This window comes from Promicromonospora sp. NPDC110617 (assembly GCF_055598465.1).
In genome coordinates, this window is the sequence record NZ_JBVKBM010000001.1 from 1324786 (window position 1) to 1350763 (window position 25978).

Sequence of the window (25978 nt, forward strand, 5' to 3'; positions counted from 1 at the left end):
GCATTTCGACGAGTCTCTACTATGCAGATGGACGATCCTCTACCGGTCGTCTCGACGAGGCGACATCTCAGCCGCCGATGGCGCCCATGCTGCGCTCGGTCTCGGCGAAGGCGTCGGCGGCCAGCTCGGCGGCGTCGCTGCCGTGGGCGCGGGGCTTGGCCCACATGGCGGCCCGCCACGCGTCGCCCACCTCGTCGTCGGTGGCGCCGGCGCGCAGCAGGGACTTGAGGTCCGTCTCCTCGTTGCCGAACAGGCACGAGCGCACGGTGCCCTCGGCGGTCAGCCGGGTGCGGTCGCAGGCCCCGCAGAACGAGCGGGTCACCGAGGCGATGATGCCGACGGTGGCCGGACCCTCGTCCACCAGCCACTCCTCGGCCGGGGCGGACGGGTCCTCGCGGCCGGCGGGCGTGAGCGTGAACCGCTCCTGCAGCACCTCCAGCAGGTCGGCCGCGCTGACGACGTCGTCGCGGGTCCAGCGCCCGTCGGCGTCGAGCGGCATCTCCTCGATGAACCGGAGGTTGCAGCCGTGCTCCACGGACCAGGCGAGCAGGTCGGCGGCGCCCGCCAGGGTCTCGGGCAGCAGCACCGCGTTGATCTTGACGGGCGCCAGGCCGGCGGCCAGCGCCGCGCGGATCCCCGTGAGCACGTCGTCGAGGCGGTCGCGCCGGGTCAGGGTCGTGAACGCCTGGCGGTCGACCGTGTCCAGCGAGACGTTGACGCGATCCAGCCCGGCCGCGACCAGGGCCTTCACGCGCTTGTCCAGCCCGAGCGCGTTCGACGTCATGGCGATGCGGACGTGCTCGTCGGAGCCGAGGGCGCGCATCGCGTCGTCGGCCGCCGTGCGCGCCGCGCCGATGATCTGCTCCAGGTCGCGGCGCATGAGCGGCTCGCCGCCCGTGAACCGGATGTCGCGGATGCCGAGGTCGCGCACGCCGACGCCGACGAGCCGGCCGATCTCGTCCGGCGTCATCAGCTCGTCGCGCGGCACCAGGGGCAGGCCCTCGGCCGGCATGCAGTACGTGCAGCGCAGGGAACAGGCTGTCGTGATCGACACCCGCAGGTCGCGGGCGACCCGCCCGTACCGGTCGACCAGCAGCGGCGTCTCCGGGCGCGGCCGGCCCGCCGGCGTGGCCGCGCGCCGGGGCACGCCTCGTACCGACGGGATGCCGAGAGTCACAGCGGTCATCTCCCGAGACTAGACCAGCCCGGCGGGCGCACCCGCCGTCGTCCACCTCCACTTCGAGGCCGGGGTTTCTCCGCTTTCCGGGGGCGGAAAGCGAAGAAACCCCGGCCTCGAAGGCGAGTGCGGACGGACTACCGGATCCGGGTGGTGGCCGGCGCGCCGACGACCAGCGGCGCGACGGTCACCTTGTCGATGTCGGGCGCCCAGGCCGACGGGTTGCCGATCCGGATCTCGCCGTCACCCGTGGTCAGCGTGACCGGCACCGTCCGCTGCCAGTAGCTGTCCCACGCGTAGGTGTAGCGGAAGAAGGCGGAACCGGCCGGTGCCTCCCGCGAGCCCTCGGTGACGACCGCCTGGCGGTCGACCACCTGCGGGTTGTAGTCGTGCTCCCCGGCCAGCTCGGCGTTCGCGTAGTGGACCACCAGGTCGTAGTCGCCCGGGGTGTCGAACCCGGCGCCGCGCGGGATCGCCACGTGGTTCTCGCTGCCCTGGCCGACCGACCCCGCGTACTTCCCGCCCGAGGCGTTCGAGCCCGACGCGGGGTCGACGCTCCGCACCACCGCGTCGCCGCGCAGCGTCAGGTCCTCAGCCTCGAACGTCGAGGCCGCCGCGTCGCCGTCGGCCGCCCGCGTGACGGTCACCGACTTCACGCGGACCCCGCGCGTGGAGCGCAGCTCCAGCTCGTTGATCCCCTCGGTGAGGTGCACGCGGATGGTGGTGCGGCGGTGGCCGCCGTTCGACACCTGCACCCGCGGCAGCTCGCGGCCGCCGAGGTCGAGGCGCAGGTCGGACGGCCCGGCCGTGTGGTACTCGACCGCGAGGTCGTAGTAGCCGGTCTCCATCGCGTTGACGTAGGCGTCGGCCCGCTGGGCCTGGCCCGCCACGTGGCCGAACCCGCGCGTGCCCGGCTCCCAGCCGAGACCGGCCCCGCCGTAGTAGCGCAGCGTGCTGGCGGGGTACACGGTCGGCTCGCCGTCCGTCACGTCGGTCAGGACGAGCTTGTCCAGGGTGATGTCCGACCCGGGCAGCACCGTGGTGCCGTCCTGGCTCGCGCGGAGGGACAGCACGTGGGTGCCCGCCGTCAGGTCCACGGCGACCTCCGTGCTGCCGCGGTACTGCCACCGCGCCGTGCTGGTCAGCGCCAGGTCGGCCGTGTACTGGACGGTGGTCCGGTGGGCGTCGTCGACGAAGAGGGCGTGCCGGCCGGGCGCGCCCGGCGTGGCCCCGATGACCTGGAAGCGGTAGGTGCCGGTGCGGGGCACGGTGACCGTCCAGTCGGCGCGGGAGCCCGGCCGGTTGAACGACCCGACGTCGTGGCTGCCCGAGGCGAGGAACTTCCAGCCGCCGCCGGCCCGCGGGTCCTGGAAGTAGGTCTGGGCGGCGGTGAGCGCCGTGTCCTCCGCCTCCACGCTGGTGGTCCAGACCGGGTCCACGGTGACCGCGCGGTCCTGCGCGGGCGTGATCACCACCTGGTAGGCGGCGTACCGGTCGTACGTGGGCAGGGTGAGGTCCAGCCGGCCGCCGGCCACGCGGGCGCCGTCGACGGCGTGGACGACGCGCGGTGTGCCGGCGAGCCCCTCCGCGCCGGTCACCGTGACCTCGCGGACCTCGACGTCGACCGTGCGGCCGAACACCGTGGGGTCCAGGCCCCGCAGGTCGAGGCGGACGTCGGAGTCGGTCCCGCCGTACAGCACCGTGGCGCGCCGGTCGTCCGTGTCGACCGCGCCGATGCCCTGGAGGGTGTCGACCGTGTCCGGCTCGGGCGGCGTCACCCGGACGGTCTGCGAGCCGGCCAGGTCGCCGTACCACTTGAACATCCACCAGCCGGCGTTGGCGCCGTTCGGCCGCGCGGTGTTGTCGGAGAGGTTGCCCGCGTAGTTCCAGTAGGCGGTCTGGGCGTCGACCTTGGTGTCCTCGAACATCGAGAGCCACTGGACGAGCTGGCCGGGCACGCCCATGTCGCGCAGCATGCCGTACTCGGTGATGTTCACGTGGATCGGCGAGATGCCCAGCCGCTGCTCCAGCGCGCGGTAGTCGGCGAAGTGCGACCGGTACGTCGCGAGGTTGTCGATGCCCAGCTCGTGCCAGATGAACACGTCCGGCAGGTTGCCGTGGTCGCGTGTGTACGTGAGGAAGTCCGCCGAGCGCTCCGGCTGCCAGCGGGTGTCCCCGGGGCCGCCGATCCGCGCGTGTCCCAGCCCGTGGGCCTGCCAGACCTCCTGGATCTTGGCGTGTACCGCCGACCAGTCGCCCAGGAACTGCTCGCGCTGGCCCGCCCAGTCCGGGTACCAGTTGCCGCCGTCCGGCTCGTTGAACGGGATGAAGAGGTACTTCTCGGGATGCTCGGACTGCGTGGCCACGGCCTCGGTCACGAACTCGACGATCTCGAGGTAGTCCCACACCCCGTTGGGCTGCTCCGTGTACGTGCCGGTCGCCTGGTCGTAGGTGCGGGTGTCGCCCGGCCGCCTGCCCCCGTTGTAGGACCAGTCCGGGTAGTAGTCCTGGATGTAGATCGCCAGCTCCTCGCCGTGCTTGGCGAAGAACCCGTCCTCGACCCGCAGTGCGTCGCCGCTGGGGTGCTGCGTGCCGTACGGCGCGCGCTGGGAGGAGTTGGTCACGTGGGCGCCGTTGACGAGCGCGGTCGTGGGCACGCCCACGTCGCCGAAGCCGTAGAGCGTGCCCGTCGCGCCGCCCCGGAACGCGCCGGTCGTGGTGCCGAAGTCCACCGTCAGGCTCTCCGGGTCGGCCGCCGCCGGCTGCGCGACGGTGAGGGTGGCCGCGGCGAGGGTCGTCACCGCGAGACCGCTCCACGCGCGGCGCCGTCTGGACCGCCGCTCGGTGCGGATTTGATCTGCGCTATCAGGAACATTCACCTGTGTTCCACTCCTTCGTGGATCGGGACCATCGGTCGGTCTACCTGTCGCCCGCCATTGCACCGTCTCTGGGCGGAGGGAGGGCGGCGCTCGCGTCGAGGACGCGGCGCCGGGACCATGAAAGCGTTAATCATTCGGGTTGGCAAGAGTGTCCGGCGTCCTTCGCGCGGATTGCACGTAGCCTGGCCCCGTGGAACCAGACCGCCCGATGAAGCCGCCTGTCATCGCCGACGTCGCGCGCGTCGCCGGCGTCTCCGTGCCGACCGTCTCGCGCGTGCTCAGCGGCTCGGTGCCGGTGGGCCCCGAGCGCCGGGCGCGGGTCATGGCCGCGATCAAGGAGCTGGGCTTCCGGCCCAACGGCGCCGCACGGGCACTGGCCACCGGCGGCCAGCCCATGATCGCCGTGTTCGCGGGCGACACCACGCGCTACGGCTACGCCTCGACGCTCCAGGGCATCGAGGAGGCCGCCCGCCAGGCGGGCTACATGGTGGTCATCTCCGTGGTCGAGACCGACGACCGGCGTACGGTCGACGCCGCCATCGACCACGCGCTCGGCCAGCCGATGGCCGGCGCGATCGTGCTGGAGTACGACCCGCCGGGCGTCGCCGCGCTCGCCGCGATCCCGCAGTGGCTGCCCGTCGTCGCGGCGGCCTCGGGCCGGCCCGCCGACGAGCAGGTGGCGCACGCGTTCATGGACGACCGGTTCGCGGCGGCCCGTGCCACCAGGCATCTCCTGGAGATCGGCCACCGCACGGTGCACCACGTGGCGATCCCGTCGCCCGGCCGCCCGAGCGCCCGCATGCTGGGCTGGCGCGACGCCCTCACCGAGGCGGGCGCGCCCGAGCCTGCGGTGCTGTACGCCGACTGGTCGCCGGACTCCGGCTACGACGCGGGCGCCCGTCTGGCCCTGATGCCCGACGTCACCGCGGTGCTGTGCGGCAACGACGAGCTCGCCATGGGCCTGACCAAGGGCCTGGCCGACGCCGGGAGGAGCGTGCCCGCCGACGTGAGCGTCATCGGCTTCGACGACCACCCGCTCAGCCACCTGTGGACCCCGCCCCTGACGACCGTGCGGCAGGACTTCGTGCGGCTCGGGCAGCGGGCGTTCCAGCTGCTCAACGCACAGATCGACAGCGGGGACGTGCCCCCGTCCGTGCGGTTCGTGCCCGACCTGATCCTCAGGTCGTCGGCGGCCCCGCACACCGCCTCGCGCACAGCCTGAAAGCGGTTGCGCCCGGATAGGGCGCCGAAAAAAGCCATCTGGATGCAGTCTTGCGCTCCGTTCTGATATGCGCTTTCATAGCGGCGTGCCAGCAAGCCAGCCGACGACGGCCAACCCACGCTCCGCAGCGACGCGAGTGACCCTCTGGACCCGGGACCAGGACGAGCTCGCGCTCGTGCTGCCGGCCGACGGCCCGGCCGCCCTCGCCACGACGGGGACGCCGGCCCAGCCGCTGGTGGAGATCCTCGCCGTCGGGCAGGGACGGGCCAGCGCCAACACCCGCAACACGGCCACCGCCGTGGGCGCGCGGCTGCGGGTGCTCGGCCACGACGTGACGTCGACCGACGGGTGGACGACGGTCCGCGCGTTCCAGGGTGACGCCGTCACCGGCCTGCACGTGACCTCCCACCTCCAGGTCCGCGCGGACGGCGCATCGCTCCGGTCCTGGACCACCGTGCGCAACGACGGGGCCGGGCCCGTCGCGCTCCAGGCCGTGTCCTCGCTGGTGATCGGCCGCCCCGTGGGCGCGGCCCCGGTCGCGGGCACACTGTCCCTGGAGGGGCACAGCGAGTGGGTGGGGGAGAACCGCTGGGCGTGGACCCGACTCTCCGGCCAGGACGGGCTCGTCGGGCTGGACCTGCCCGCGCACCAGCACCAGGACGCGCGCGGCTCGCGCAACCTGGTCAGCACCGGCACGTGGTCCTCGGGCAGCCGCAACCCGGCCGGCGTGCTCCGGGCGGAGGACGGCCCCGCGCTGGCCTGGCAGATCGAGCACAACGGCGCCTGGCGCGCCGAGCTCGGCGTCCGCCTCGACCGGGACGATGCCGAGGTGCTGGTCCTGGGCCTGTTCGGCCCCACCGACGACGACCACGCCTGGACCCGGGTGCTCGCGCCCGGCGCGTCGTTCGAGTCCGTCCAGGTGTCCCTCGCGGCGGCGGGCGACTGGCAGGACGCGCTCGCGGAGATGACGCGGCACCGCCGCGCGCTGCGCCGCAACCCGCGCCGCCCCGCCGTCGTCTTCAACGACTACATGAACACGCTCATGGGCGACCCGACCACGGCCAAGCTCCTGCCGCTGGTCGACGCCGCGGCCCGGACCGGGGCGGAGCTCTTCTGCATCGACGCCGGGTGGTACGACGACGGCGGCGACTGGTGGGACTCGGTGGGCCTGTGGGAGCCGTCGGCCTCGCGGTTTCCCGACGGCGGGCTGCGCACGGTGGTCGACGCCATCCGCGCGGGCGGCATGGTGCCGGGGCTCTGGCTGGAGCCCGAGGTGGTGGGCGTCCGCAGCCCGCTCGCGGAGCGGCTGCCGGACGAGGCGTTCCTGCAGCGGGGCGGCGTGCGGATCACCGAGCACGGCCGGCACCTGCTCGACCTGCGGCACCGCGACGTCGTCAAGCACCTCGACGAGGTGGTCGACCGGCTGGTCGAGGACTTCGGTGTCGGCTACTTCAAGCTGGACTACAACGTCACCCCCGGGGCGGGCACGGACCTGGGTGCCGACAGCCCGGGCGACGGCCTGCTCCAGCAGAACCGGGCCCACCTCGACTGGATCGACGGCGTGCTCGCCCGGCATCCCGACCTGGTGATCGAGAACTGCGCCTCGGGCGCCATGCGCGCCGACTACGCCCTGCTCTCCCGGCTCGACCTGCAGTCGACGTCGGACCAGCAGAACCCGCTGCTCTATCCGCCGATCGCGGCGGGCGCGCTCGTCGGGATCGTGCCGGAGCAGGCCGCGAACTGGGCCTACCCGCAGCCGGACATGACCGACGAGGAGATCGTCTTCACGCTGTGCACGGGGCTCGCCGGCCGCCTCTACCTGTCCGGCCGGCTGCACGAGATGACGCCCGAGCAGGCGGCGCTCGTCGCGGGCGGCGTGGACCTGGCCAAGGAGTGGGCGGAGCGGCTGACCGGTTCCGTGCCGTTCTGGCCGCTGGGCCTGCCCGCCTGGAGCGCCCCGCTGCTGGCGGCCGGGCTGCGCGGCGCCGACGAGTCGCTCGTCGTCGTCTGGTGGCGCGGGGCCGAGGCCACCGAGATCGACCTCGACCTGCCCGCGGGCGGCGTCGACATCGCCTACGGGCCGCCCGACGACGGGTGGCACGTCACGCGCGAAGCGGACGGACCCGTCCACCTGCGCATCCCGTCCGGGCCGCAGGCCCGCGTCCTGAGGGTCCGGCACGCCGGCCTCGCCTGATCACCGGGGCCGCCGGGCGGCCCCGCTCGACCCGCAGTCGGCGAAGACTGCGACCATCCAAGGAGTCGATATGAAGAGGTATCTGACCATCACGACGGCCCTCGTCGCCGTCGGCCTCCTCGCGACCGGGTGCAGCGACCCGACCGCGGGCACCGGCGGCGCCGCCCCCGAGGCAGGGGCGGCCGAGTGGCCCGCCCAGGACACCGACCTGACCGGCACGAAGCTCACCATCTGGGCCGCGCAGAACTCGAACACCGCACCGGACGCCGTCGTCGCCGGGTTCGAGAAGCTGACCGGGGCCGAGGTCGAGGTCGTCACCATCCCCGACCCGTACGAGCAGGGCGTGCAGACCAAGGTCGCCACGGGCGACCTGCCCGACCTCGCGTTCTGGCAGCCGACCGGCTCGATGCTGACCGCGCTCAACGCGCCGACCAACCTGCAGCCGCTCGACGGCGCGCAGTTCGTCGACGCGTACACCGACGGGCTCGCCGACATGACGGGCGTCCTCGACGGCACCCGCTACGCGGCCCTGGTCACGAGCCCCGCCGTCGAGGGCGTCTACTACAACAAGGAGGTGTTCGCGGAGCACGGCATCACCGAGCCGCCCGCCGACTGGGACGCCTTCCTCGAGACGGCCCGTGCGCTGAAGTCCGACGGGCAGACGCCGTTCTTCGAGATGGCGGGCGACCGCTGGGCCACGCAGTGGTGGGTCCAGGTGCAGCTCGCCGACGCCGCCCGGGACGGCCTGTGGGACCGCGTGAACACCGGCGAGGAGAAGTTCACCGACCCGGAGATCCTCGGCGCGATCGAGACCTACCAGGGCCTGATCGACGAGGGCCTGTTCAACGAGGACATCAAGACCGCGACGTTCGAGGACCAGGCGGACGCCCTGCTGGCCGGGGACGCCGCGATGGCGGTCCAGGTGAACTCGTTCTTCGGGCAGCTCCAGGCCAAGGCGGACCAGGCCGAGCTCGACGAGAAGATCGGCTTCTTCCCGATCTCGCCCACGGGCAACGTCGGCACGTTCATCCCCGACCAGTCGAACGCGCTGGTCGCGTTCCGCACCGGTGACGCCGACCGCGAGGCGGCCGCGCGTCAGCTCCTCGCGTACTGGCTCGGCGACGGGTACGCCGACTTCGTCGCGGACCGCGACACCATCTCGCTGCAGGACGCCGTGCCGACGCCGGACACGGTGCCGCAGGCGCTGCTCGACGTGCACGCGTCCCTCGGCGAGTCCGTCGGGTCCATGCAGGCGCTTGCCGTGGCGAACCCCGACCTGTACATCTACCTGGCCGACATGATCCAGGGCACGACCACGCCCGAGCAGGTCGCCCAGCAGACCCAGGACCAGTTCGCCCAGCTCGCCCGCGCCCAGGGCATCGAAGGCTTCTGACCCAGATCCGCCCGGGTGCCGGGCCGCCGCGAGGCGGCCCGGCACCCACCGTCCGAGGACTGATCGTGACCGCACAGACCACCGCACGAGCATCGATCCCGCCGGCGAGACCGCCGGCGTCGCGTCGCCCGACGGCGCGCACCGGCCGTCGCCACCGCGCGAGCCACCCCGCCGCCTACCTGATCCCGGCGTTCGCGGTGCTCGGGGTGTTCTTCTTCCTGCCGACGATCTTCAACTTCGTCTACGCGCTCACCGACTGGTCGAGCTTCAAGAGCGAGATCGCGTTCGTCGGGCTGCAGAACTTCCAGGACCTCCTCGCCAGCGGCACGCTCCTGACGTCGCTGCGGATCACGCTGGTCTACGCGGTCCTCGTGGCGATCTTCCAGAACCTCTTCGGGCTGCTCCTCGCGCTGCTGCTCGAACGCGACACCCGGATCAACCGGTTCGCGCGGGTCATGTTCTTCATCCCGGTGGTCATGTCCGCGCTCGCAGCCGGGTACGTGTTCCAGGCGATCCTCAAGCCGGACGGCGCCGCCAACGCCATCCTCGGCGCGCTCGTGGGCCACCCGGTCACGATCCCGTGGCTGGGCGACACCACCTGGACGCTCGTCGTGGTCGCGCTGATCCACTCCTGGAAGTGGATGGGGCTGTCCATGCTCATCTACCTCGCGGGCCTCAAGACCATCAGCGAGGACGTGCTGGAGGCCGCGCGGCTGGACGGCGCCTCGGCGTGGACCACGTTCCGCGACATCCGGTTCCCCCTGCTCGCGCCCGCGCTGACCTTCAACGTCGCCACGGCACTGCTGGGCTCGATGAACGGCTTCGACATCGTGCAGGCGACCACCGGCGGCGGGCCGGCGCGCACCACGGAGCTGCTCAACATCTTCATCTTCCGCACGTTCGGGCAGGGCCTGTTCGCCCAGGCCACGACCATGAGCCTCGTGCTCTTCGTGGTCGTGGTGGCCCTCGCGTTCCCCGTCATCCGGACCCTGCGCAAGAGGGAGGACGTCCTGTGAGCACCCGTTCCCTGACCGGCCGGCACGGCATCTGGCGGCGCGTCCAGCCGGTGGCCGCGATCCTCGCCGTCGTCCTGCTGATCGGCCTGCCGCTGTGGATCGTCGTCGTCACCGCGGGCAAGTCCCAGGGCGAGGCCCTGAACCCGGACCTCTCCCTCCCCACGACGTGGCAGTACGCCGAGAACTTCGCGGCCGTCTGGGAGCAGGGCAGGGTCCCCGCGGCGTTCTTCGGGAGCCTGCTGGTCATGGTCCCGGCCGTGATCGGGGTGCTCGCGCTCGGGTCGCTCGCCTCGTGGGTGCTCGCCCGCCGCAGCTCCCGGCTGATGGCCGTGCTCTACGCGCTGGCGATCAGCGGCATCGTGCTGCCGCCCGCCGTCGTGACCGTGGTGCTCCTGCTGCGCCAGCTCGGCCTCGCGGGCACGGCGATCGGGATGATCGGCGTCTACATGGGCATGTACCTGTCCACGGTGATCTTCTTCGTCACCGGGTTCATCCGCACCATCCCGGTGGAGCTCGAGGAGGCGGCGCGGGTCGACGGCGCCGGCCCGCTGCGGGTGTTCGGCCGGATCATCCTGCCGCTGCTCGCCCCGGTGCTCTCGACGGCGACCATCCTGATCTGCCTGTACGTGTGGAACGACGTCTTCTACGCGTTCTTCGTCGTCGGCGGGCGCCTCGACACGCTGCCGCTGAACCTGTTCCAGGTGGCCAGTGCCGGGCTGTACCTGGACAACTGGCACCTGATCTTCGCCTACGTGGTGCTGATGAGCCTGCCGCTGCTGGTCGTGTTCGTGGTGGCGCAGCGCAAGATCATCTCGGGGATCACGTCGGGCGCAGTGAAGTAGGGGCGGTGCGGCTCAGGCGTAGCTGGCCTTGACCACCAGCACGGGGGCCGGGGAGTCGAGCAGCACCTGCTGCGTCGTCGAGCCGACCAGGAACGTGCCCACCGTGGAGTGCTTGCGCGAGCCGATGACCACGAGCTCGGCGGCGACGGCCTCGGCCTGGTCGACGATCGCGTCGGCCACGTCGGCCTGCTCGGCGCGGAACGTGACGGGCGCGACGGTGACCGTGCCGGGCACCGTGTCGAGCAGGTGCGCGAGCGACGCGGGGACCTTGGTGTCCGCCTGCGGCGTGAGCACGAGGACGGCCAGCTCCTGCCGGCGTCGTACCGCCTCGGCGACGGCGGCGCGCATGGCCGCCTCACCCTGGGGCGACTCGTTGTATGCCACGAGGACGGTCATCGGTCCTAGCACCTCCGGACAGGTTCGCCGGGTAGTCACCCTGCGGTGAAACTCTCTCACATGTCCGGTCCACCGGCAGGCGCCGGACGACGCGTGGAACATCCGTGGGACGACCCGGGCACCGAACGGGACCCCTTTTCGTTTGCCGGGACGTACCGGACTTGTAGGGTCCGAGTGCCCGGGGTTCCCGGGCATGCGCTCGGGTGGAGAGAAGAGGAAGACGGCATGGGCCTGCTGGACAAGATCAAGGGTGAGCTCGTCGACATCGTCGAGTGGCTCGACGACACGCGGGACACGATCGTCTGGCGGTTCCCCCGCTACGAGAACGAGATCAAGATGGGCGCCCGCCTCGTGGTGCGCGAGTCCCAGACCGCCGTCTTCGTCAACGAGGGCGTGATCGCGGACGTCTTCCAGCCCGGCACGTACACCCTCGAGACCCAGAACCTGCCCGTGCTGTCGACGCTCAAGGGCTGGAAGCACGGCTTCCACTCGCCGTTCAAGGCCGAGGTGTACTTCGTCAGCACCCGCCAGTTCACGGACCTGAAGTGGGGCACCAAGAACCCCGTCATGATGCGCGACCCGGAGCTGGGCATGGTGCGCGTGCGGGCCTTCGGCGCCTTCTCGGCGCGGGTCACCGACCCCCAGCTGCTGCTGCGCGAGCTGGTCGGCACCGACCCGCAGTTCCGCACCGACGAGGTGCACGAGTACCTGCGCCAGAACGTGGTGAGTCACTTCGCGAGCGTGCTCTCGTCGTCCGGCATCCCCGTCGTCGAGGTCGCCGCCCACCACGGCGACCTCGGCGACCAGCTCGCTGCCCGGCTCACCGAGGAGCTCGCGACCGACCTCGGCATCTCCGTGCCGAAGTTCGTCATCGAGAACATCTCGCTGCCGCCCGAGGTCGAGGAGGCCCTCGACAAGCGCACGTCCATGGGCATCGTCTCGTCCGGCCCCGTGGGCAGCATGGCCGCCTTCCAGCAGTTCCAGGCCGGTCAGGCCATGGAGGCCGCGGCCGACGGCGGCGGCGCCGCGGGCGCCGTGATCGGCATGGGCCTGGGCCACGGCGTGGGCAACGCGATCGTGCCGCCCACGCAGCCGGCACCCGCTGCGCCCGCCCCGGCCCCGGCCGCGACGTCGGGCCCGCCGCCCCTGCCCGGAGGCTGGTACCTGGGCAACGGTGGCGCGCAGACCGGCCCGTTCGACGACGCCGCGCTCGCGGGCCAGGCCGCCGCCGGCACCCTCACGCCGACCACGCTGATCTGGCGCGCGGGCATGGCCGGCTGGGAGCCGGCGGCGTCGGTCCCGGACGTGGCGAAGCACCTCGGTGCCACGCCGCCCCCGCTCCCGCAGGCCTGAGCATGGCGGAGCTCACCGACGGCGGACCCGCCGCCCACCACGCCTACCCCTGCGCGCAGTGCGGGGCCGCCGTCGAGTTCGCGGCCGGCACCGGCACGCTGACCTGCCCGTACTGCGGCCACGAGCAGGAGGTCACCGCCGTCGTCCGCGAGGTGCGCGAGCACGACTTCGCGGCCCTGGCGGCGACGGCGCGGCCCGCCGCGCCCGCGGCGCACGACTACCGGTGCGACACCTGCGGTGCCGTGACCACCAGCGACCACCTGTCCCAGAAGTGTGGGTTCTGCGGGTCGCCGATGGTCGCGGAGGTCGAGAACCTCGGCCTCGTCGAGCCCGAGGCCGTGCTGCCCTTCGAGGTGGACCGGGCGGCCATGCAGGGCGCCCTGCAGGCCTGGGTGCGCTCGCGGTGGTTCGCGCCGTCGGCCCTGAAGAAGGTCGTCTCGGCGGAGCAGGCGCACGGCGTCTACCTGCCGCACTGGACCTTCGACGCGCGCACCCGCTCGGACTACACCGGACAGCGCGGCGAGCACTACTGGGTCACCGAGACCTACACGACCACCGACTCCGAGGGCCGCAGCCAGACGCAGACCCGGCAGGTGCAGAAGACCCGCTGGTACCCGGCGTCGGGCACCGTGGCACGGGACTTCGACGACGTGCTCGTGACCGGGACCCACCGCGTCATGCCCGAGCACCTGGCGAAGCTCAGCCCGTGGCCGCTGCAGCAGGCCCGCCCCTATCAGCCCGACTACCTCGCCGGCTACGAGACCCTGCGGTACGACGTCGAGCCCGAGGCCGGGCTGGACGCGGCCAAGGGGGAGATGGCGCCGGTCATCGAGAACGACTGCGAGCGGGACATCGGCGGCGACGTGCAGCGCGTGCACCAGGTGCACACCAGCTACGCCGCGGTGACGTACAAGCTCCTCCTGCTGCCCGCGTGGATCGCCACGTACCTGTACGGCGGCAAGCCGTTCCAGGTGCTGGTCAACGCGCGCACGGCCGAGGTGGTCGGTGAGCGGCCGTGGTCGGCGTGGAAGATCACGCTGGCCGTGCTGGCAGGCCTGCTCGTCGCGGCGGCGATCGTCTGGGCGGTCGTCGCGAACGGTGACGGCGGCTCGGCGGGGGCCCTCGGCCCGGCCGGCGCAGCCCTCACCGAGGCCGCCGCGCACTGGGCCGCGCCGGGTTGGCGTGAGAGCGTGGGAGTCCCGGTGTACCCGGTGGTGTAGGAACCGCAGACCTGTCCCGTCCGTTGGCGAGCGGTAACGACGACCGCGAGGAGACCATCCCGATGCTGTGCCCCATCGACCAGACCACGCTCGTCATGTCCGAGCGCAAGGGGATCGAGATCGACTACTGCCCCACGTGCCGTGGCGTGTGGCTGGATCGTGGCGAGCTCGACAAGGTGATCGACCGGTCGGTCGAGGCCGAGATCGCCGCGGAAAACCGCCCGACGACGCCGTCGGCCCCCGTCGCGCCGCCCGCCCCCGCCGCCCCGCCGGCGCCGAACCCGGTGCACGCCGGCCCGGCCTACGGCTCGCCGCAGCCGGCCTACGACCCGCGCTACGACGACCGGCGCCGCGACGACGACCGCCGGCGCCGTGACGACGACCGGCGCTACGACCGCGACCGCCGCTACGACAACGACCGCCGGTACGAGTCGTACGACGACCGCCGCTACGACCCGCGCTACAAGAAGAAGCGCAAGGAGTCGATCCTCGGGGAGCTCTTCGACTTCTGACCCCGGCGGCACCCGCTGCCCCAGCGGTCGAACGTAGGGTCCGTCGGCTCATGAGCGTTCATGAGCCGACGGACCCTACGTTCGATGGCGCCTGCCGGTTGCGCCGACGGCGCCCGGCGTCAGGAGGGCATCAGAGGTAGCAACCCCCGCGTCAGCGTTCCGTCAAGGACCGGCTCCACAGGTCGCGCGCAGGCGTAGACCAGTGGCATGACCGATCTGGCCTTCATCCTCCTGACCGTGGCGTTCTTCGCCGTGGTGGCCCTGGTGGCGCGGCGCGCCTCCGCGAGCCACGACTCCGCCCGCCCCTCGGGGAGGCGGAAGTGAACCCCTTTGACGCCGTGGGCCTCGTGCTCACCCTGGCGGGCCTCGTCTACCTCTTCGTGGCGCTGATCCGCGCCGACCGGACGCGGTGAGCGCCATGAGCACACCGGTTCTCGTCGCGGTGGCGCAGGCGCTCGTCCTGTTCGCCCTGCTCGCCGCCGTCCACGCGCCGCTGGGCGCGTACATGGCGCGCGTCTACTCCAGCCCGAAGCACCTGCGTGCCGAGCGCCTCTGGTACCGCCTGGTCCGGGTGGACCCGGACGCCGAGCAGCGCTGGACCACCTACCTGATGTCCCTGCTGGGCTTCTCGCTCGTCTCCGTCCTCTTCCTCTACGGGATGCTGCGCCTCCAGGCGTACCTGCCGTGGAGCCTCGGCTTCACCGGGTTCGACCCGGCCGGCGCCTGGAACACCGCGGTCAGCTTCGTGACCAACACGAACTGGCAGTGGTACTCGGGTGAGGCCGCCGCCGGACACCTCGTGCAGATGGCAGGCCTGGCCGTGCAGAACTTCGTCTCTGCCGCCGTCGGCATGGCCGTCGCGATCGCCCTGGTGCGTGGCTTCGCCCGCTCCGGGACGGACGCCCGCGTCGGCAACTTCTGGTCCGACCTGACGCGCGGCGTGACGCGCATCCTGCTGCCCCTGTCCCTGGTGGCCGCGGTGCTGCTCATGGCCGGCGGCGTGATCCAGAACCTGGACCCGCACACCGCGATCACCACGGTCGAGGGCGCCACGCAGCAGTCGCTGGGTGGCCCGGTGGCCTCACAGGAGGTCATCAAGGAGCTCGGCACCAACGGTGGCGGCTTCTTCAACGCGAACTCCGGCCACCCCCTGGAGAACCCGACGCCGTTCACCAACCTGGTCGAGATCTTCCTGATCCTGCTCATCCCGTTCACGCTGCCGCGCACGTTCGGCATCCTGGTGGGCGACAAGCGACAGGGCTGGGCGATCCTGGGCGTCATGGGCGGCCTGTTCCTGGCCTCGCTCGTGCTGACCACCTGGGCCGAGCTGGCCGGGCCGGGTGCCGCGCCGCAGGCGGCGGGTGCCGCGATGGAGGGCAAGGAGACCCGGTTCGGGCTCGCGGGCAGCGCACTGTTCGCGGTGGCCACGACCGGGACGTCGACGGGCGCCGTGAACGCGGCGCACGACTCGCTCACGGCGCCGGGCGGCGGGCTGGTGCTGTTCAACATGCTGCTGGGCGAGATCGCGCCGGGCGGTGTGGGCGCGGGCCTGTACGGCATGCTCGTGCTGGCCGTGGTCGCGGTGTTCATCGCGGGCCTCATGGTGGGTCGTACCCCCGAGTACCTGGGCAAGAAGATCGGCCGGCAGGAGATGACGCTCGTCGCCCTGTACGTGCTGACCACGCCCGCGCTGGTCCTGGTGGGCACGGCGGCCGCCGTGGTGGTCGAACCCGGCCTGGTGGGCATCCAGGAGGCCGGCCCGCACGGCCTGTCCGAGGTGCTGTACGCGTACGCCTCCGCCGCGAACAACAACGGCTCCGCGTTCGGCGGTCTCACCTCCGGCACCCCGTTCTACGAGGTGACGCAGGGCCTGGCGATGCTGATCGGCCGGTTCGTGCCGATCGCGCTGGTGCTGGCCCTGGCGGGCCGCCTCGCGAGCCAGACCGCGGTGCCGGCGACGTCGGGCACCCTGCCCACGCACCGCCCGCTGTTCGCGGGCATGCTCGCGACGGTCGCGATCATCGTCGTGGGGCTCACCTTCATCCCTGTTCTTTCCCTCGGTCCCGTTGTGGAGTCCCTGTCATGACCATCGACACCCGGAACGTCCCGGACGTTCCGACCCAAGAGCCCGCGACCGGTGGCGGCCGGCGGCGACCCGCGAAGCGGCAGACGCCGCGCGCCCTGACCTGGGCGCAGGTCCGCTCCGCACTGCCGGGCGCGCTGCGCAAGCTGGACCCGCGCGTGCTGTACACCTCGCCCGTGATGTTCGTGGTCGAGGTGGGCGCGCTGCTCACGACGGTGCTCGCGATCATCGAGCCGGACGTGTTCGCCTGGTGGATCGCGGTGTGGCTGTGGGCCACCGTGCTGTTCGCGACGCTCGCCGAGTCCGTGGCGGAGTCGCGCGGCAAGGCGCAGGCCTCCACGCTGCGTGCCACCCAGAAGCAGACGACGGCGCGCAAGGTCAGCGCCCCGCAGGACACCCTGGCCTCGGGCACGCGGCTCGACCTGCTGCCCACGGTCGAGGTGCCGTCCTCGACGCTGCAGGTGGGCGACGTCGTCGTGGTGGCGGCGGGCGAGACCGTCCCGGGCGACGGCGACGTCATCGAGGGGGTCGCGTCCATCGACGAGTCGGCCATCACCGGTGAGTCCGCCCCCGTCATCCGGGAGTCCGGTGGCGACCGCAGCGCCGTCACCGGCGGCACCGTGGTGCTCTCGGACCAGGTCGTCGTGCGCATCACGGCGCCCGCCGGGGCCACGTTCGTGGACCGGATGATCGCCCTGGTCGAGGGCAGCGAGCGGCAGAAGACGCCGAACGAGATCGCGCTGAACATCCTGCTCACGTCCCTGACCATCGTGTTCCTGCTGGCCGTGGCCACGCTGCCGCCGTTCGCGGTCTACTCGGGCTCGCGGCAGTCGCTGCTGGTCCTGGTGGCGCTGCTGGTCTGCCTCATCCCGACGACGATCGGCGCGCTGCTGAGCGCCATCGGCATCGCGGGCATGGACCGGCTGGTGCAGCGCAACGTGCTGGCCATGTCGGGCCGCGCCGTGGAGGCGGCGGGCGACGTGGACGTGCTGCTGCTCGACAAGACGGGCACCATCACCTACGGCAACCGCCGGGCCACCCAGGTGCTGCCGGTGAGCCGGGTGACGCCGCAGGAGCTCGCGATCGCGGCGCGCCTCGCGTCGCTGGCCGACGAGACCCCGGAGGGGCGCAGCATCGTCGAGCTGGTGGACGAGAAGTACGGCGTGGGCGAGGAGCTGCCGCTGGACGCGGAGCTGGTGCCGTTCTCGGCCCAGACCCGGATGTCGGGCGTGGACCTGCCGGCATCGGTGGTCGAGCTTGTCGAGGCCGGGGTCTCGACAAGCTCGACCAGCGGGGGCGTGCACCGCATCCGCAAGGGTGCCGGCAGCGCGATCCAGCGCTGGGTGCACAGCACGGGTGCGCAGATCTCCGACAAGGAGGTCAAGGACCTGGAGAAGCACGTCGACTCCGTCTCCCGGGCCGGCGGCACGCCGCTGGTCGTCGCGGAGCAGGTGGGCGAGGCGCCCGCGCGGGTGCTCGGCGTCGTCCGGCTCAAGGACGTGGTCAAGGAGGGCATGCGCGAGCGGTTCGACGAGCTGCGGGCCATGGGCATCCGGTCGGTCATGGTCACGGGCGACAACGCCGTGACCGCGCGGGCCATCGCCGCGGAGGCGGGCGTGGACGACGTCCTGGCAGAGGCCACCCCGGAGGACAAGCTCGCGCTCATCAAGCGCGAGCAGGAGGGCGGCAAGCTGGTCGCGATGGCCGGCGACGGCACGAACGACGCCCCGGCGCTGGCCCAGTCCGACGTCGGCGTGGCGATGAACACCGGCACGTCCGCCGCCAAGGAGGCGGGCAACATGGTGGACCTCGACTCCGACCCCACCAAGCTCATCGAGATCGTGGAGATCGGCAAGCAGCTCCTCATCACGCGTGGCGCGCTGACCACGTTCTCCGTGGCGAACGACGTCGCGAAGTACTTCGCGATCCTGCCCGCCATGTTCATGACGGTGTTCCCGCAGCTCGAGGCGCTGAACATCATGCGGCTGTCCAGCCCGGGGTCCGCGATCCTGTCGGCCGTCATCTTCAACGCGCTGATCATCCTGGCGCTGATCCCGCTGTCGCTGCGCGGCGTGAAGTACCGGCCCGCCTCGGCGTCGTCCCTGCTGACGCGCAACCTGCTGGTCTACGGCCTCGGCGGCCTGGTGGCGCCGTTCATCGGGATCAAGCTCATCGACCTCGTCGTCTCGCTGCTCCCGGGCCTGTAGCCCGGTCCTGAGCACGGAAAGGAAATCTCATGGCATCGACCACAGTCGCGAGCGACCTCGCGGCGCTGACCCGGCACTCGCTGGCGGGGCTGCGCATGCTGCTCGTGTTCACCCTCCTGCTGGGGCTGGCCTACCCGCTCGCGGCGACCGCCGTCGGGCAGGTGGCCTTCCCCTGGCAGGCGAACGGCTCGCTGGTGCGGGCCGACGGCACCCACACCACCGACCGCTCCGAGGCGGTGGGCTCCGCGCTCGTCGCGCAGGGCTTCGAGGGAGCCGAGTACTTCCACCCGCGGCCGTCCGCCGCAGGCGACGGGTACGACACGTCGGCGTCCGCCGCGTCGAACCTCGGCCCGCTCAACCCCGACCTGGTCGCGACCATCGAGGAGCGCAAGGCCGCCGTCGCCGAGCTGGAGGGCGTGGACCCGGCGGACGTCCCGGCCGACGCCGTCACGGCGTCCGGCTCAGGCCTGGACCCGCAGATCAGCCCGGAGTACGCCGCGATCCAGGTCGCCCGGGTCGCGAAGGAGCGCGGGCTGTCCGTGGCCGACGTCGAGGCCCTGGTCGCGGAGCACACGGCCGGGCGCACCCTGGGCGTGCTGGGCGAGCCGCGGGTGAACGTGCTGGAGCTCAACCTCGCGCTCGATGACGCACACTGATCCCATGAGCACCGGACGCCGGGGCCGCCTCACGGTCTACCTGGGGGCGGCCCCTGGCGTGGGCAAGACCTACGCCATGCTGGACGAGGCGCACCGGCGCCGCGCGCGGGGCACCGACCTCGTGATCGGCCTGGTCGAGACGCACGGGCGGGCCGCGACGGTCGCCAAGATCGGCGACCTGGAGATGATCCCGCGGCGGCTGGCCGAGCACCGGGGGTCGACGCTCACCGAGCTCGACGTCCCGGCCCTGCTGGAGCGGGCACCTGAGGTGGCGCTCGTGGACGAGCTCGCGCACACCAACGCGCCCGGCTCGCGGCACGCCAAGCGCTGGCAGGACGTGCACGACCTGCTCGACGCCGGCATCGACGTCGTGACCACCGTCAACGTGCAGCACATCGCGTCGCTGACCGACGACGTCGAGGCCATCACAGGCGTGCGGCAGCGGGAGACGGTGCCGGACCAGGTGGTGCGCGACGCGGACCAGATCCAGCTCGTGGACCTCTCGCCGGAGCAGCTCCGGCGCCGGCTCGCCCACGGCAACGTGTACCGGGCCGAGCAGATCGACGCCTCGATGTCGTCGTTCTTCCGCGTGGGCAACCTGACGGCGCTGCGCGAGCTCGCCCTGCTGTGGCTCGCCGACCGGGTGGACGACGCCCTCACGCGGTACCGCGCCGACCACTCGATCGGCGGCACCTGGCCGGCCCGCGAGCGCATCGTCGTGGCCGTCACGGGCGGGCCGGAGACGGAGACGCTGCTGCACCGGGCGGCGCGCATCGCGCAGCGGGCCGCGGGGACCGAGCTGCTGGCGGTGCACGTGCTGCCCACGGACGGGCTGCCGGCCACGCCGTCGGCCACGATCGCCGCGCACCGCGCGCTCGTGGAGTCGCTCGGCGGCGTGTTCCACACGGTGGTGGGGGAGGACGTGCCGTCCGCCGTCGTCGACTTCGCCCGCGGGGTCAACGCGACCATGATCGTCGTGGGCGTCTCCCGTCACCCCGTGTGGCGGCAGGCGCTGCTCGGCTCGTCCAGCGCGGAGATCGCGCGGCTCTCGGGCACGATCGACGTGCACCTCGTGACGCACGAACGTGCCCGGGTCGGGGTGGGGGTGCGCTCGCGGTACTCCTCGCTGTCCCCGAAGCGCCGCGCGGCGGGTTGGGGCTCGGCCCTCCTGATCCCGGCCCTGCTGACGGCCGCGCTCCTGGTGATCGGCACGGACGACGTCGCGCTTGCCACGGACGCCATGCTGCTCCTGGCGGGCGTGGTCGGCGTCGCGCTGATCGGCGGGCTGTGGCCCGCCGTGGTGGCGGCCGTGGTGTCCAACCTGTGCCTCAACTGGTTCTTCGCGCCGCCGGTGGGCCGGTTCACGATCGCCCAGGGGGAGAACGTGCTCGCGCTGGCCGTGTTCGTGGTGATCGCGGTCGCGGTCGCCTCCGTGGTGGACCTGGCCGCGCGGCGCACCACGCAGGCGTACCGGGCGCGGGCCGAGGCGTCCACGCTGGCCGCGCTGTCCCGCTCGGTGCTGTCGGGCCAGGACACGGCGCAGGCGATCGTGCACCGGCTCGCCCAGACCTTCGCGATGGCCGACGTGCGCCTGGAGGAGCGGTCCGACGACCGCACGCCGTGGTCCGTGGTGGCGCACGAGCGGTGGGTCACGGACGCGGAGCCCGCGCCCGGCGGTGCGGAGGCGGACCCGACCGTGACCGAGGTGGTGATCGACGACCGGCACCGGCTGGTGCTCGCCGGCCGCGTGCTGCCGGCGAGCGACCGGCAGGTGGTCGAGGCGTTCGGGGCCCAGGCCGGGATCGTCATGGAGCGGCGCCGCCTGCGCGAGCAGGCCGCCCAGGCCGAGGTGCTGGAGCGCACCGAGAGCACCCGCACCGCGCTGCTCGCCGCCGTCTCGCACGACCTGCGCACGCCGCTCGCCGCGATCCGCACGGCGGTGGACGGCCTGTCCTCGCCCGACGTCGAGCTGGACCGGGAGGACCGCGACGTCCTGACGGCCACGATCGCGGACTCGACGCACCGGCTGGAGCGGCTCATCGGCAACCTCCTGGACCTGTCCCGCATCCAGACGGGCGCCGTCCGGCCCGCGCTGCGGGCGGCGTCGCTGGAGGAGGTGGTGCCGATCGCCGTCGAGCCGTGGCTGGCCGACCTGGCGCTCGACGTGCCGGAGGACCTCCCGCTCGTGCACACCGACCCCGGTTTGTTCGAGCGGGTGGTGGCCAACGTCGTGTCCAACGCGGTGCGGCACTCGCCGCCGGGCGCCAAGGTGCTGTTCACGGCCTCCGCGGCGCGCGACGCGGTGGAGCTGCGCGTGGCCGACACCGGCCCGGGCGTGCCCGACGAGCGCAAGACCACGATGTTCGAGCCCTTCCAGCGCCTCGACGACACGAGCGCGGGCGGTCTCGGTCTCGGTCTCGCGGTCGCCGCGGGCCTCGCGGACGCCGTCGGCGCCCGGATCTCGGCCGAGGACACGCCGGGCGGCGGCCTCACGATGGTGCTCACGGTGCCCCGCGCGACCGCCCTGGATGATGGGATGGCCTCGTGACCGGTGAGACGGACGGCGGTGAGGCGCGCGCGGCGGCGTCGGGCAACCGCGTGCTCGTGGTGGACGACGACGCCGCGCTGACCCGCGCCCTGGCGATCAACCTGCGCGCCCATGGCTGGGACGTGACCGCCGCGCCGACGGGCGCGGCCGCGCTCGACGCCGTGGCGTCCGCGCGGCCCGACGTGGTGCTGCTCGACCTCGGGCTGCCCGACATGCCGGGACTCGAGGTCATCGCGGGCATCCGCGGCTGGACCCGGGTGCCGATCGTGGTGCTGTCGGCCCGGCAGCTCGGCGACGACAAGGTGGACGCGCTCGACGCCGGGGCCGACGACTACGTGACCAAGCCGTTCGCGATGAACGAGCTGCTCGCGCGGCTGCGCGCCGCCGTGCGGCGGGCCGAGCCGGCGCAGGCCGAGGAGCCCGTGGTCACCGCGGGCGACCTGCGCATCGACCTGGCCCGGCGGCAGGTGTCCCGGGCGGGGGAGGAGGTGCGCCTCAGCCCCACCGAGTGGGCGTTGCTGGAGGTGCTGGTGCGCAACCGCGGCCGGCTCGTGGACCGCAAGCTGCTGCTGCACGAGGTGTGGGGCCCCGCGTACTCGACGGAGACCAACTACCTGCGCGTCTACACCGCACAGCTCCGGCGCAAGCTGGAGCAGGACCCGTCGCACCCGAAGCACATCCTGACCCACCCGGGGGCGGGGTACCGGTTCGAGGAGTGAGGGCGTCAAGGTCCCGTCAGGATGTCCGGGTCCGGCGTACGGATGACGTTCACGTGGCCCGTTCTCCCGCGCGGCGTTCGTAGCGTCGCGGGTATGGCCGTGACTTCTGCTTCCCGTCGTTCCTCCGGCGCCGGACGCGACGCCGGACGACACCGACCGGGTGATCCTGGACCTGCTGCTGCACGACGGCCGGGCCACGCTCCACGAGCTGGCGGCGGCGACCGGCTTGAGCACGTCCGCGACGTCCGTCCGGGTGCGCCGGCTGGTCGAGCGGGGGGTCATCGAGGGGTTCCACGCCCGGGTCGACCGCGCGGTCCTCGGCCGGCCGGTGGAGGTCCTGGCGCAGGTGCAGGTGCGCGCGGACGGAGACCTCGCGGCATTCGAGGGGACGCTCGCGGGCAGCGCGGCCGTGGTGTCGGCGTGGCAGGTCACGGGGGAGTTCGACTACGCCGTCCACCTCGCGTGCCGGAGCCTGCCGGACGTCGAGGCGGAGCTGCGCCGGCTGCGCGAGCAGCCCGGTGTGCGGCGTACGTCGGTGCAGCTCCTGCTGCACCAGGTGTCGTCCTGAGGCAGCCGTCCTGAAGTACCCCGTCCGGAAACGGCTCAGAGCAGGCGGAGCGCGCCGCCGTGCGCGTCGGGGTGGTCGAGCCGGGCGAGCCCGCTGTGGAAGTCCGGGAGACCCTCGTACACCTCCAGGTCGCGGCGGATCGCCGCCGTCTCCTCGAGGACCGGTCCGACCAGCGGGAGGCGCACCCGGGCGGTCGGCAGCAGGCCGAGGCCGCGCAGCACCACCTTGGTCGCCACGGCGGGCGGCACGTGGCGGTGCAGGGCGTGGTCGAGCGGGGCGAGGCGCCGGGAGAGGTCGTCCGCGGCGTCCAGGTCGCCGCCCAGCAGGGCGTCGACGTAGGCCCGCCAGCGGGCGGGCTCCACGTTGACGCCGACACCGACCACGCCCTGCCCGCCCGCGGTCAGCACCATGGCCGCGGCGTCCGACCCGGCGTAGTAGGCCAGGTCGGACAGCCCCATGAGCTCCGCGGCGCGGTGCGGGTTCTCCGTGGCGTCCTTGACGGCCCAGACGTTCGGGTGCTCGGCCGCGCGGAGGAGGGTCGGCATCTCGAAGCCGACCCCGAACCGGCGGGGGTTGTCGTAGAGCATCACGGGGACGCCGGCGGCGTCGGCGAGCGCCCGCACGTGCGCGAGGAGCCCGGCCTGCGAGGGGCGGCTGGCCGCGGGGGCCGCGACGAGCACGCCGTCGGCCCCGGCCCGGGTGGCGGCGACGGCGAGGGCGATGCCCGACGTCGTGTCGTGCTCGCCCACCCCGGCGACGACGGCGGCGCGGTCGCCGGCGACGTCGGCGGCCGCGTGCAGGAGCGCGATCCGCTCCTCCGGGGCGAGCGCGCCGGACTCGCCCGTGGTCCCGCCGACGACGAGCCCGTCCACCCCCTCTCGCACGAGGCGGTCGATGTGCGCGGTGAGCGCGTCGAGGTCGAGGTGGCCGTCGGGGGTGAAGGGCGTGACAGTCGCGGCGAAGAGCCGCGTGGAGCGTGGATCAGGCACACGATCACGCTATGTCCGGGCGTGGGGGTCGGTCCGTACGGGCGGCGTCAGGACTTGGCCCGTGGCCGTACGGGATGTGTCAATGTGCCCGTTCCCGGGGTCGCGAGCGCCGTACGACGGGGACATGACCCTCACCGCGATCCTGCCCACGCTCCGTGCGAGCATCCCCGATCCGCTCGCCGCGGGCGCCTGGCCGGCGGACACCCGGGCGACCACCACCGACGTCGTGGTGGACGGCGTCTCCCTGCACGGTCTCGCGCTGCTGTGCAGCACGCCGTGCGTGCACACGGCGGACGGCCCGGAGCCGTTCGTGGTGGTCACGAGCGTTCTCGACACCACGGTCACGCACGACGGCCGGCGGGTGCTGGTCCTCGACGCGGGCCTCGCTCGCCCGGGCGCCGTGACGTGGGCGGAGCTGCGGCTGCTGGGCCGGGCGTCGGTGGCGCGGCTGGTGCCGACCGTCGTCTGCGACCCGGACAAGGTGCCGCTCGCCCAGGTGCCGATGCCCGCCGACATCGCGGCCCCGGACCTGCTCGGCGTGCCGTGCGCCGCCGATCCCCGCCGCGGGCTCGCCGGGCGTGCCACCACCGGCCGTGCCACCACGGGCTGCGCTGCGCGGTGGTCGTGATCCCCGCGACGGCCGGGTCGGGGCTGGTCGGTACGCGCCTCGGCGACGTCGAGGTCTGCGTCACCGGCGGGCGGCGCGGGACGGTCCTGTTCTTCCCGGGCGGGCACTGCGGCGCGACCGTCGACTGCGGCTGGGAGTCGTACACACGCCTCGGGTACCGCGTGGTGTCGTTCTCCCGGCCCGGCTACGGCCGGACCCGGGTGGGTGACCTCACCGCGGCGGAGTTCGTCCCGGCCGTCGACGAGGTGTGCACCGCGCTCGGCATCACGGCGGTGGCCGCCGTCGTCGGGGTGTCGTTCGGCGGGCTCCAGGCGCTGCACGTCGCGGCGTCCGGGTCGGTCCGGCCCACGCGGCTGGTGCTGCACAGCGCGGCGCCGTCGACGCTGCGGTACCCCGACTCCGCCGGCCAGCGAGCGCTCGGGCCCGTCCTCTTCGGCCCGCGCACGCAGCGCGGGCTCTGGTCCGCGGTGTCCCGCTTGGTCGCCACGGACGCCGGGCTCCGGATGATGGCCGGGTCCCTGTCGCGGCTGCCCGCGAGCGTCTGGTGGCCCACCTGGAGCCCGGAGGACCGCGGCCGGGCCCGCGCGACGTTCCAGGCGATGGGGTCGGGCACCGGGTTCGCCGTCGACCTGCGGCAGGGCCGGCCGGACGACGACGGCGCGCGCCACGCGCTGCTGCGCCGGATCTCCTGCCCGACGCTCGTGACCGGGTCGCGGCACGACGGCGCCGTGAGCTTCGCCCACGCCCTGGACCTCGCCGAGCACATCGACGACGCGCGCCTGGCCGAGATCGACGCGCCGACCCATCTGTTCTGGATCGGGCCGCACGCCGCGCAGGTGCACCGGGCGGTGCAGGGCTTCCTGGCCGAGCTCCTCTGACGCGCGCCGCGCGGCGCGGGTGGGCCGCGCGCGGGTGCGTCAGTCCAGGGACGCGGCGAGCGCCACCAGCGCCCGCTCGAAGCCCGCGCGCTCGCCGGCCGGGAGGCCGCCCAGCAGCTCCTGCTCCATCGCGCGGATGCTGGCCTGGCACCGCTCCAGGACCCGCCGCCCCTCGGCGGTGAGCGAGACGACGCGGTTGCGGCGGTCGGCCGGGTCGGGCACGCGGCTGACCAGCCCGAGCTCCACGAGCCGGTCCAGGTTGCCGATCAGCCGGGTCTTGTCGCGCCCGGTCGCCGCCGCGAGCTGCGCCTGCGTCGGGGCGTCCTGCCGGGCGAGCGCGGTGAGCACCACGTGGTCCCACATCTGCAGGCCGGCGGCCGCGAGGACCGGTTCCTCGCGGGCGATCACGACGCGCAGCAGCCGGTCGAGCAAGTAGCCAAGCTCGGGACGCTCCACCCGCCGATCCTATCCAGGAACCGACGATCTACGTGGGTGTAT

General features: G+C 73.1%; 22 protein-coding genes. 17 read left to right on the top strand and 5 right to left on the bottom strand.

Features of this window, described 5'->3' with window-relative positions; all coding sequences use genetic code 11:
* Positions 1-67 precede the first annotated feature (67 nt).
* Positions 68-1186, bottom strand: a complete 1119-nt coding sequence (gene moaA / locus ACZ7LE_RS05730) for a GTP 3',8-cyclase MoaA (protein ID WP_470402354.1) — start codon at positions 1184-1186, stop codon at positions 68-70.
* 128 nt (positions 1187-1314) lie between these two features.
* A complete protein-coding gene (locus ACZ7LE_RS05735) occupies positions 1315-3978 on the bottom strand; it encodes a carbohydrate-binding protein (protein ID WP_470402355.1) in 2664 nt (887 codons plus the stop codon).
* Positions 3979-4246: 268 nt separating this feature from the next.
* Between ACZ7LE_RS05735 and ACZ7LE_RS05740 the strand changes: the two genes are divergently transcribed.
* The 5 genes from ACZ7LE_RS05740 (at position 4247) to ACZ7LE_RS05760 (ending at position 10723) form a co-directional block, all read left to right on the top strand.
* On the top strand, positions 4247-5278 hold the full coding sequence (locus tag ACZ7LE_RS05740) for a LacI family DNA-binding transcriptional regulator (RefSeq protein ID WP_470402356.1): 1032 nt from the start codon (positions 4247-4249) through the stop codon (positions 5276-5278).
* Between the two features lie 136 nt (positions 5279-5414).
* Positions 5415-7472, top strand: coding sequence for a glycoside hydrolase family 36 protein (locus ACZ7LE_RS05745; protein WP_470402357.1), 2058 nt, complete (start codon positions 5415-5417; stop codon positions 7470-7472).
* Between the two features lie 70 nt (positions 7473-7542).
* Positions 7543-8865 carry an ABC transporter substrate-binding protein gene (locus ACZ7LE_RS05750; protein ID WP_470402358.1) on the top strand — a complete coding sequence of 441 codons (1323 nt, stop codon included), beginning with the start codon at positions 7543-7545 and terminating at the stop codon, positions 8863-8865.
* Positions 8866-8930: 65 nt separating this feature from the next.
* Positions 8931-9881 carry a carbohydrate ABC transporter permease gene (locus ACZ7LE_RS05755; protein WP_470402359.1) on the top strand — a complete coding sequence of 317 codons (951 nt, stop codon included), beginning with the start codon at positions 8931-8933 and terminating at the stop codon, positions 9879-9881.
* Complete coding sequence (locus ACZ7LE_RS05760) at positions 9878-10723, top strand: carbohydrate ABC transporter permease (RefSeq protein WP_470402360.1); 846 nt, start codon at positions 9878-9880, stop codon at positions 10721-10723. Before ACZ7LE_RS05755 ends, ACZ7LE_RS05760 begins: the two co-directional genes overlap by 4 nt.
* A 12-nt stretch (positions 10724-10735) precedes the next feature.
* Here the strand turns inward: ACZ7LE_RS05760 and ACZ7LE_RS05765 are convergent, their stop codons facing one another.
* Positions 10736-11119, bottom strand: coding sequence for a universal stress protein (locus ACZ7LE_RS05765; protein WP_470402361.1), 384 nt, complete (start codon positions 11117-11119; stop codon positions 10736-10738).
* A gap of 225 nt (positions 11120-11344) precedes the next feature.
* On the opposite strand from ACZ7LE_RS05765, the gene ACZ7LE_RS05770 reads away from it, so the two are divergent.
* The 10 genes from ACZ7LE_RS05770 (at position 11345) to ACZ7LE_RS05815 (ending at position 22985) form a co-directional block, all read left to right on the top strand.
* Positions 11345-12472, top strand: a complete 1128-nt coding sequence (locus ACZ7LE_RS05770; RefSeq protein WP_470402362.1) for an SPFH domain-containing protein — start codon at positions 11345-11347, stop codon at positions 12470-12472.
* A 2-nt stretch (positions 12473-12474) separates the two neighbouring features.
* The gene (locus tag ACZ7LE_RS05775) at positions 12475-13692 is read left to right on the top strand and encodes a TFIIB-type zinc ribbon-containing protein (protein ID WP_470402363.1); all 1218 of its coding nucleotides are present in this window, start codon (positions 12475-12477) and stop codon (positions 13690-13692) included.
* A gap of 62 nt (positions 13693-13754) precedes the next feature.
* Positions 13755-14204 carry a TFIIB-type zinc ribbon-containing protein gene (locus ACZ7LE_RS05780; protein ID WP_470403279.1) on the top strand — a complete coding sequence of 150 codons (450 nt, stop codon included), beginning with the start codon at positions 13755-13757 and terminating at the stop codon, positions 14202-14204.
* 320 nt (positions 14205-14524) lie between these two features.
* On the top strand, positions 14525-14617 hold the full coding sequence (gene kdpF / locus ACZ7LE_RS05785; protein WP_020016455.1) for a K(+)-transporting ATPase subunit F: 93 nt from the start codon (positions 14525-14527) through the stop codon (positions 14615-14617).
* Positions 14618-14622: 5 nt separating this feature from the next.
* Entirely contained in the window at positions 14623-16290 is a 1668-nt protein-coding gene (gene kdpA / locus ACZ7LE_RS05790) for a potassium-transporting ATPase subunit KdpA (protein ID WP_470402364.1), read from the top strand.
* Positions 16287-18494: a potassium-transporting ATPase subunit KdpB gene (kdpB, locus tag ACZ7LE_RS05795; protein ID WP_470402365.1), complete on the top strand. Its 2208-nt coding sequence runs from the start codon at positions 16287-16289 to the stop codon at positions 18492-18494. The genes kdpA and kdpB overlap by 4 nt, the downstream gene beginning before the upstream one ends.
* 29 nt (positions 18495-18523) lie before the next feature.
* Entirely contained in the window at positions 18524-19150 is a 627-nt protein-coding gene (gene kdpC, locus ACZ7LE_RS05800) for a potassium-transporting ATPase subunit KdpC (protein WP_470402366.1), read from the top strand.
* 4 nt (positions 19151-19154) lie between these two features.
* Positions 19155-21698: a DUF4118 domain-containing protein gene (locus ACZ7LE_RS05805; protein WP_470402367.1), complete on the top strand. Its 2544-nt coding sequence runs from the start codon at positions 19155-19157 to the stop codon at positions 21696-21698.
* The gene (locus ACZ7LE_RS05810; protein ID WP_470402368.1) at positions 21695-22417 is read left to right on the top strand and encodes a response regulator; all 723 of its coding nucleotides are present in this window, start codon (positions 21695-21697) and stop codon (positions 22415-22417) included. The genes ACZ7LE_RS05805 and ACZ7LE_RS05810 overlap by 4 nt, the downstream gene beginning before the upstream one ends.
* Positions 22418-22523: 106 nt before the next feature.
* Positions 22524-22985 carry an Lrp/AsnC family transcriptional regulator gene (locus ACZ7LE_RS05815; RefSeq protein ID WP_470403280.1) on the top strand — a complete coding sequence of 154 codons (462 nt, stop codon included), beginning with the start codon at positions 22524-22526 and terminating at the stop codon, positions 22983-22985.
* A 35-nt stretch (positions 22986-23020) separates the two neighbouring features.
* Here ACZ7LE_RS05815 and ACZ7LE_RS05820 read toward each other — a convergent pair whose 3' ends face one another.
* Positions 23021-23974, bottom strand: a complete 954-nt coding sequence (locus tag ACZ7LE_RS05820; RefSeq protein WP_470402369.1) for a dihydrodipicolinate synthase family protein — start codon at positions 23972-23974, stop codon at positions 23021-23023.
* A 124-nt stretch (positions 23975-24098) separates the two neighbouring features.
* On the opposite strand from ACZ7LE_RS05820, the gene ACZ7LE_RS05825 reads away from it, so the two are divergent.
* Both ACZ7LE_RS05825 and ACZ7LE_RS05830 read left to right on the top strand, forming a co-directional pair.
* A complete protein-coding gene (locus ACZ7LE_RS05825; protein ID WP_470402370.1) occupies positions 24099-24602 on the top strand; it encodes a hypothetical protein in 504 nt (167 codons plus the stop codon).
* Positions 24599-25480, top strand: coding sequence for an alpha/beta fold hydrolase (locus tag ACZ7LE_RS05830; protein ID WP_470402371.1), 882 nt, complete (start codon positions 24599-24601; stop codon positions 25478-25480). Before ACZ7LE_RS05825 ends, ACZ7LE_RS05830 begins: the two co-directional genes overlap by 4 nt.
* Positions 25481-25519: 39 nt before the next feature.
* On the opposite strand, the gene ACZ7LE_RS05835 is transcribed toward ACZ7LE_RS05830, so the two are convergent.
* On the bottom strand, positions 25520-25936 hold the full coding sequence (locus ACZ7LE_RS05835; protein ID WP_470402372.1) for a MarR family winged helix-turn-helix transcriptional regulator: 417 nt from the start codon (positions 25934-25936) through the stop codon (positions 25520-25522).
* Positions 25937-25978: the final 42 nt, after the last annotated feature.

Excerpts from the sequence above, each read along its gene's own strand:
- kdpB (WP_470402365.1), top strand. The coding sequence starts at position 16,287 with ATGACCATCGACACCCGGAACGTCCCGGACGTTCCGACCCAAGAGCCC.
- moaA (WP_470402354.1), bottom strand. The coding sequence starts at position 1,186 with ATGACCGCTGTGACTCTCGGCATCCCGTCGGTACGAGGCGTGCCCCGG.
- ACZ7LE_RS05825 (WP_470402370.1), top strand. The coding sequence starts at position 24,099 with ATGACCCTCACCGCGATCCTGCCCACGCTCCGTGCGAGCATCCCCGAT.
- kdpA (WP_470402364.1), top strand. The coding sequence starts at position 14,623 with ATGAGCACACCGGTTCTCGTCGCGGTGGCGCAGGCGCTCGTCCTGTTC.
- ACZ7LE_RS05780 (WP_470403279.1), top strand. The coding sequence starts at position 13,755 with ATGCTGTGCCCCATCGACCAGACCACGCTCGTCATGTCCGAGCGCAAG.
- ACZ7LE_RS05770 (WP_470402362.1), top strand. The coding sequence starts at position 11,345 with ATGGGCCTGCTGGACAAGATCAAGGGTGAGCTCGTCGACATCGTCGAG.
- ACZ7LE_RS05805 (WP_470402367.1), top strand. The coding sequence starts at position 19,155 with ATGAGCACCGGACGCCGGGGCCGCCTCACGGTCTACCTGGGGGCGGCC.
- ACZ7LE_RS05765 (WP_470402361.1), bottom strand. The coding sequence starts at position 11,119 with ATGACCGTCCTCGTGGCATACAACGAGTCGCCCCAGGGTGAGGCGGCC.
- ACZ7LE_RS05775 (WP_470402363.1), top strand. The coding sequence starts at position 12,475 with ATGGCGGAGCTCACCGACGGCGGACCCGCCGCCCACCACGCCTACCCC.
- kdpC (WP_470402366.1), top strand. The coding sequence starts at position 18,524 with ATGGCATCGACCACAGTCGCGAGCGACCTCGCGGCGCTGACCCGGCAC.
- ACZ7LE_RS05750 (WP_470402358.1), top strand. The coding sequence starts at position 7,543 with ATGAAGAGGTATCTGACCATCACGACGGCCCTCGTCGCCGTCGGCCTC.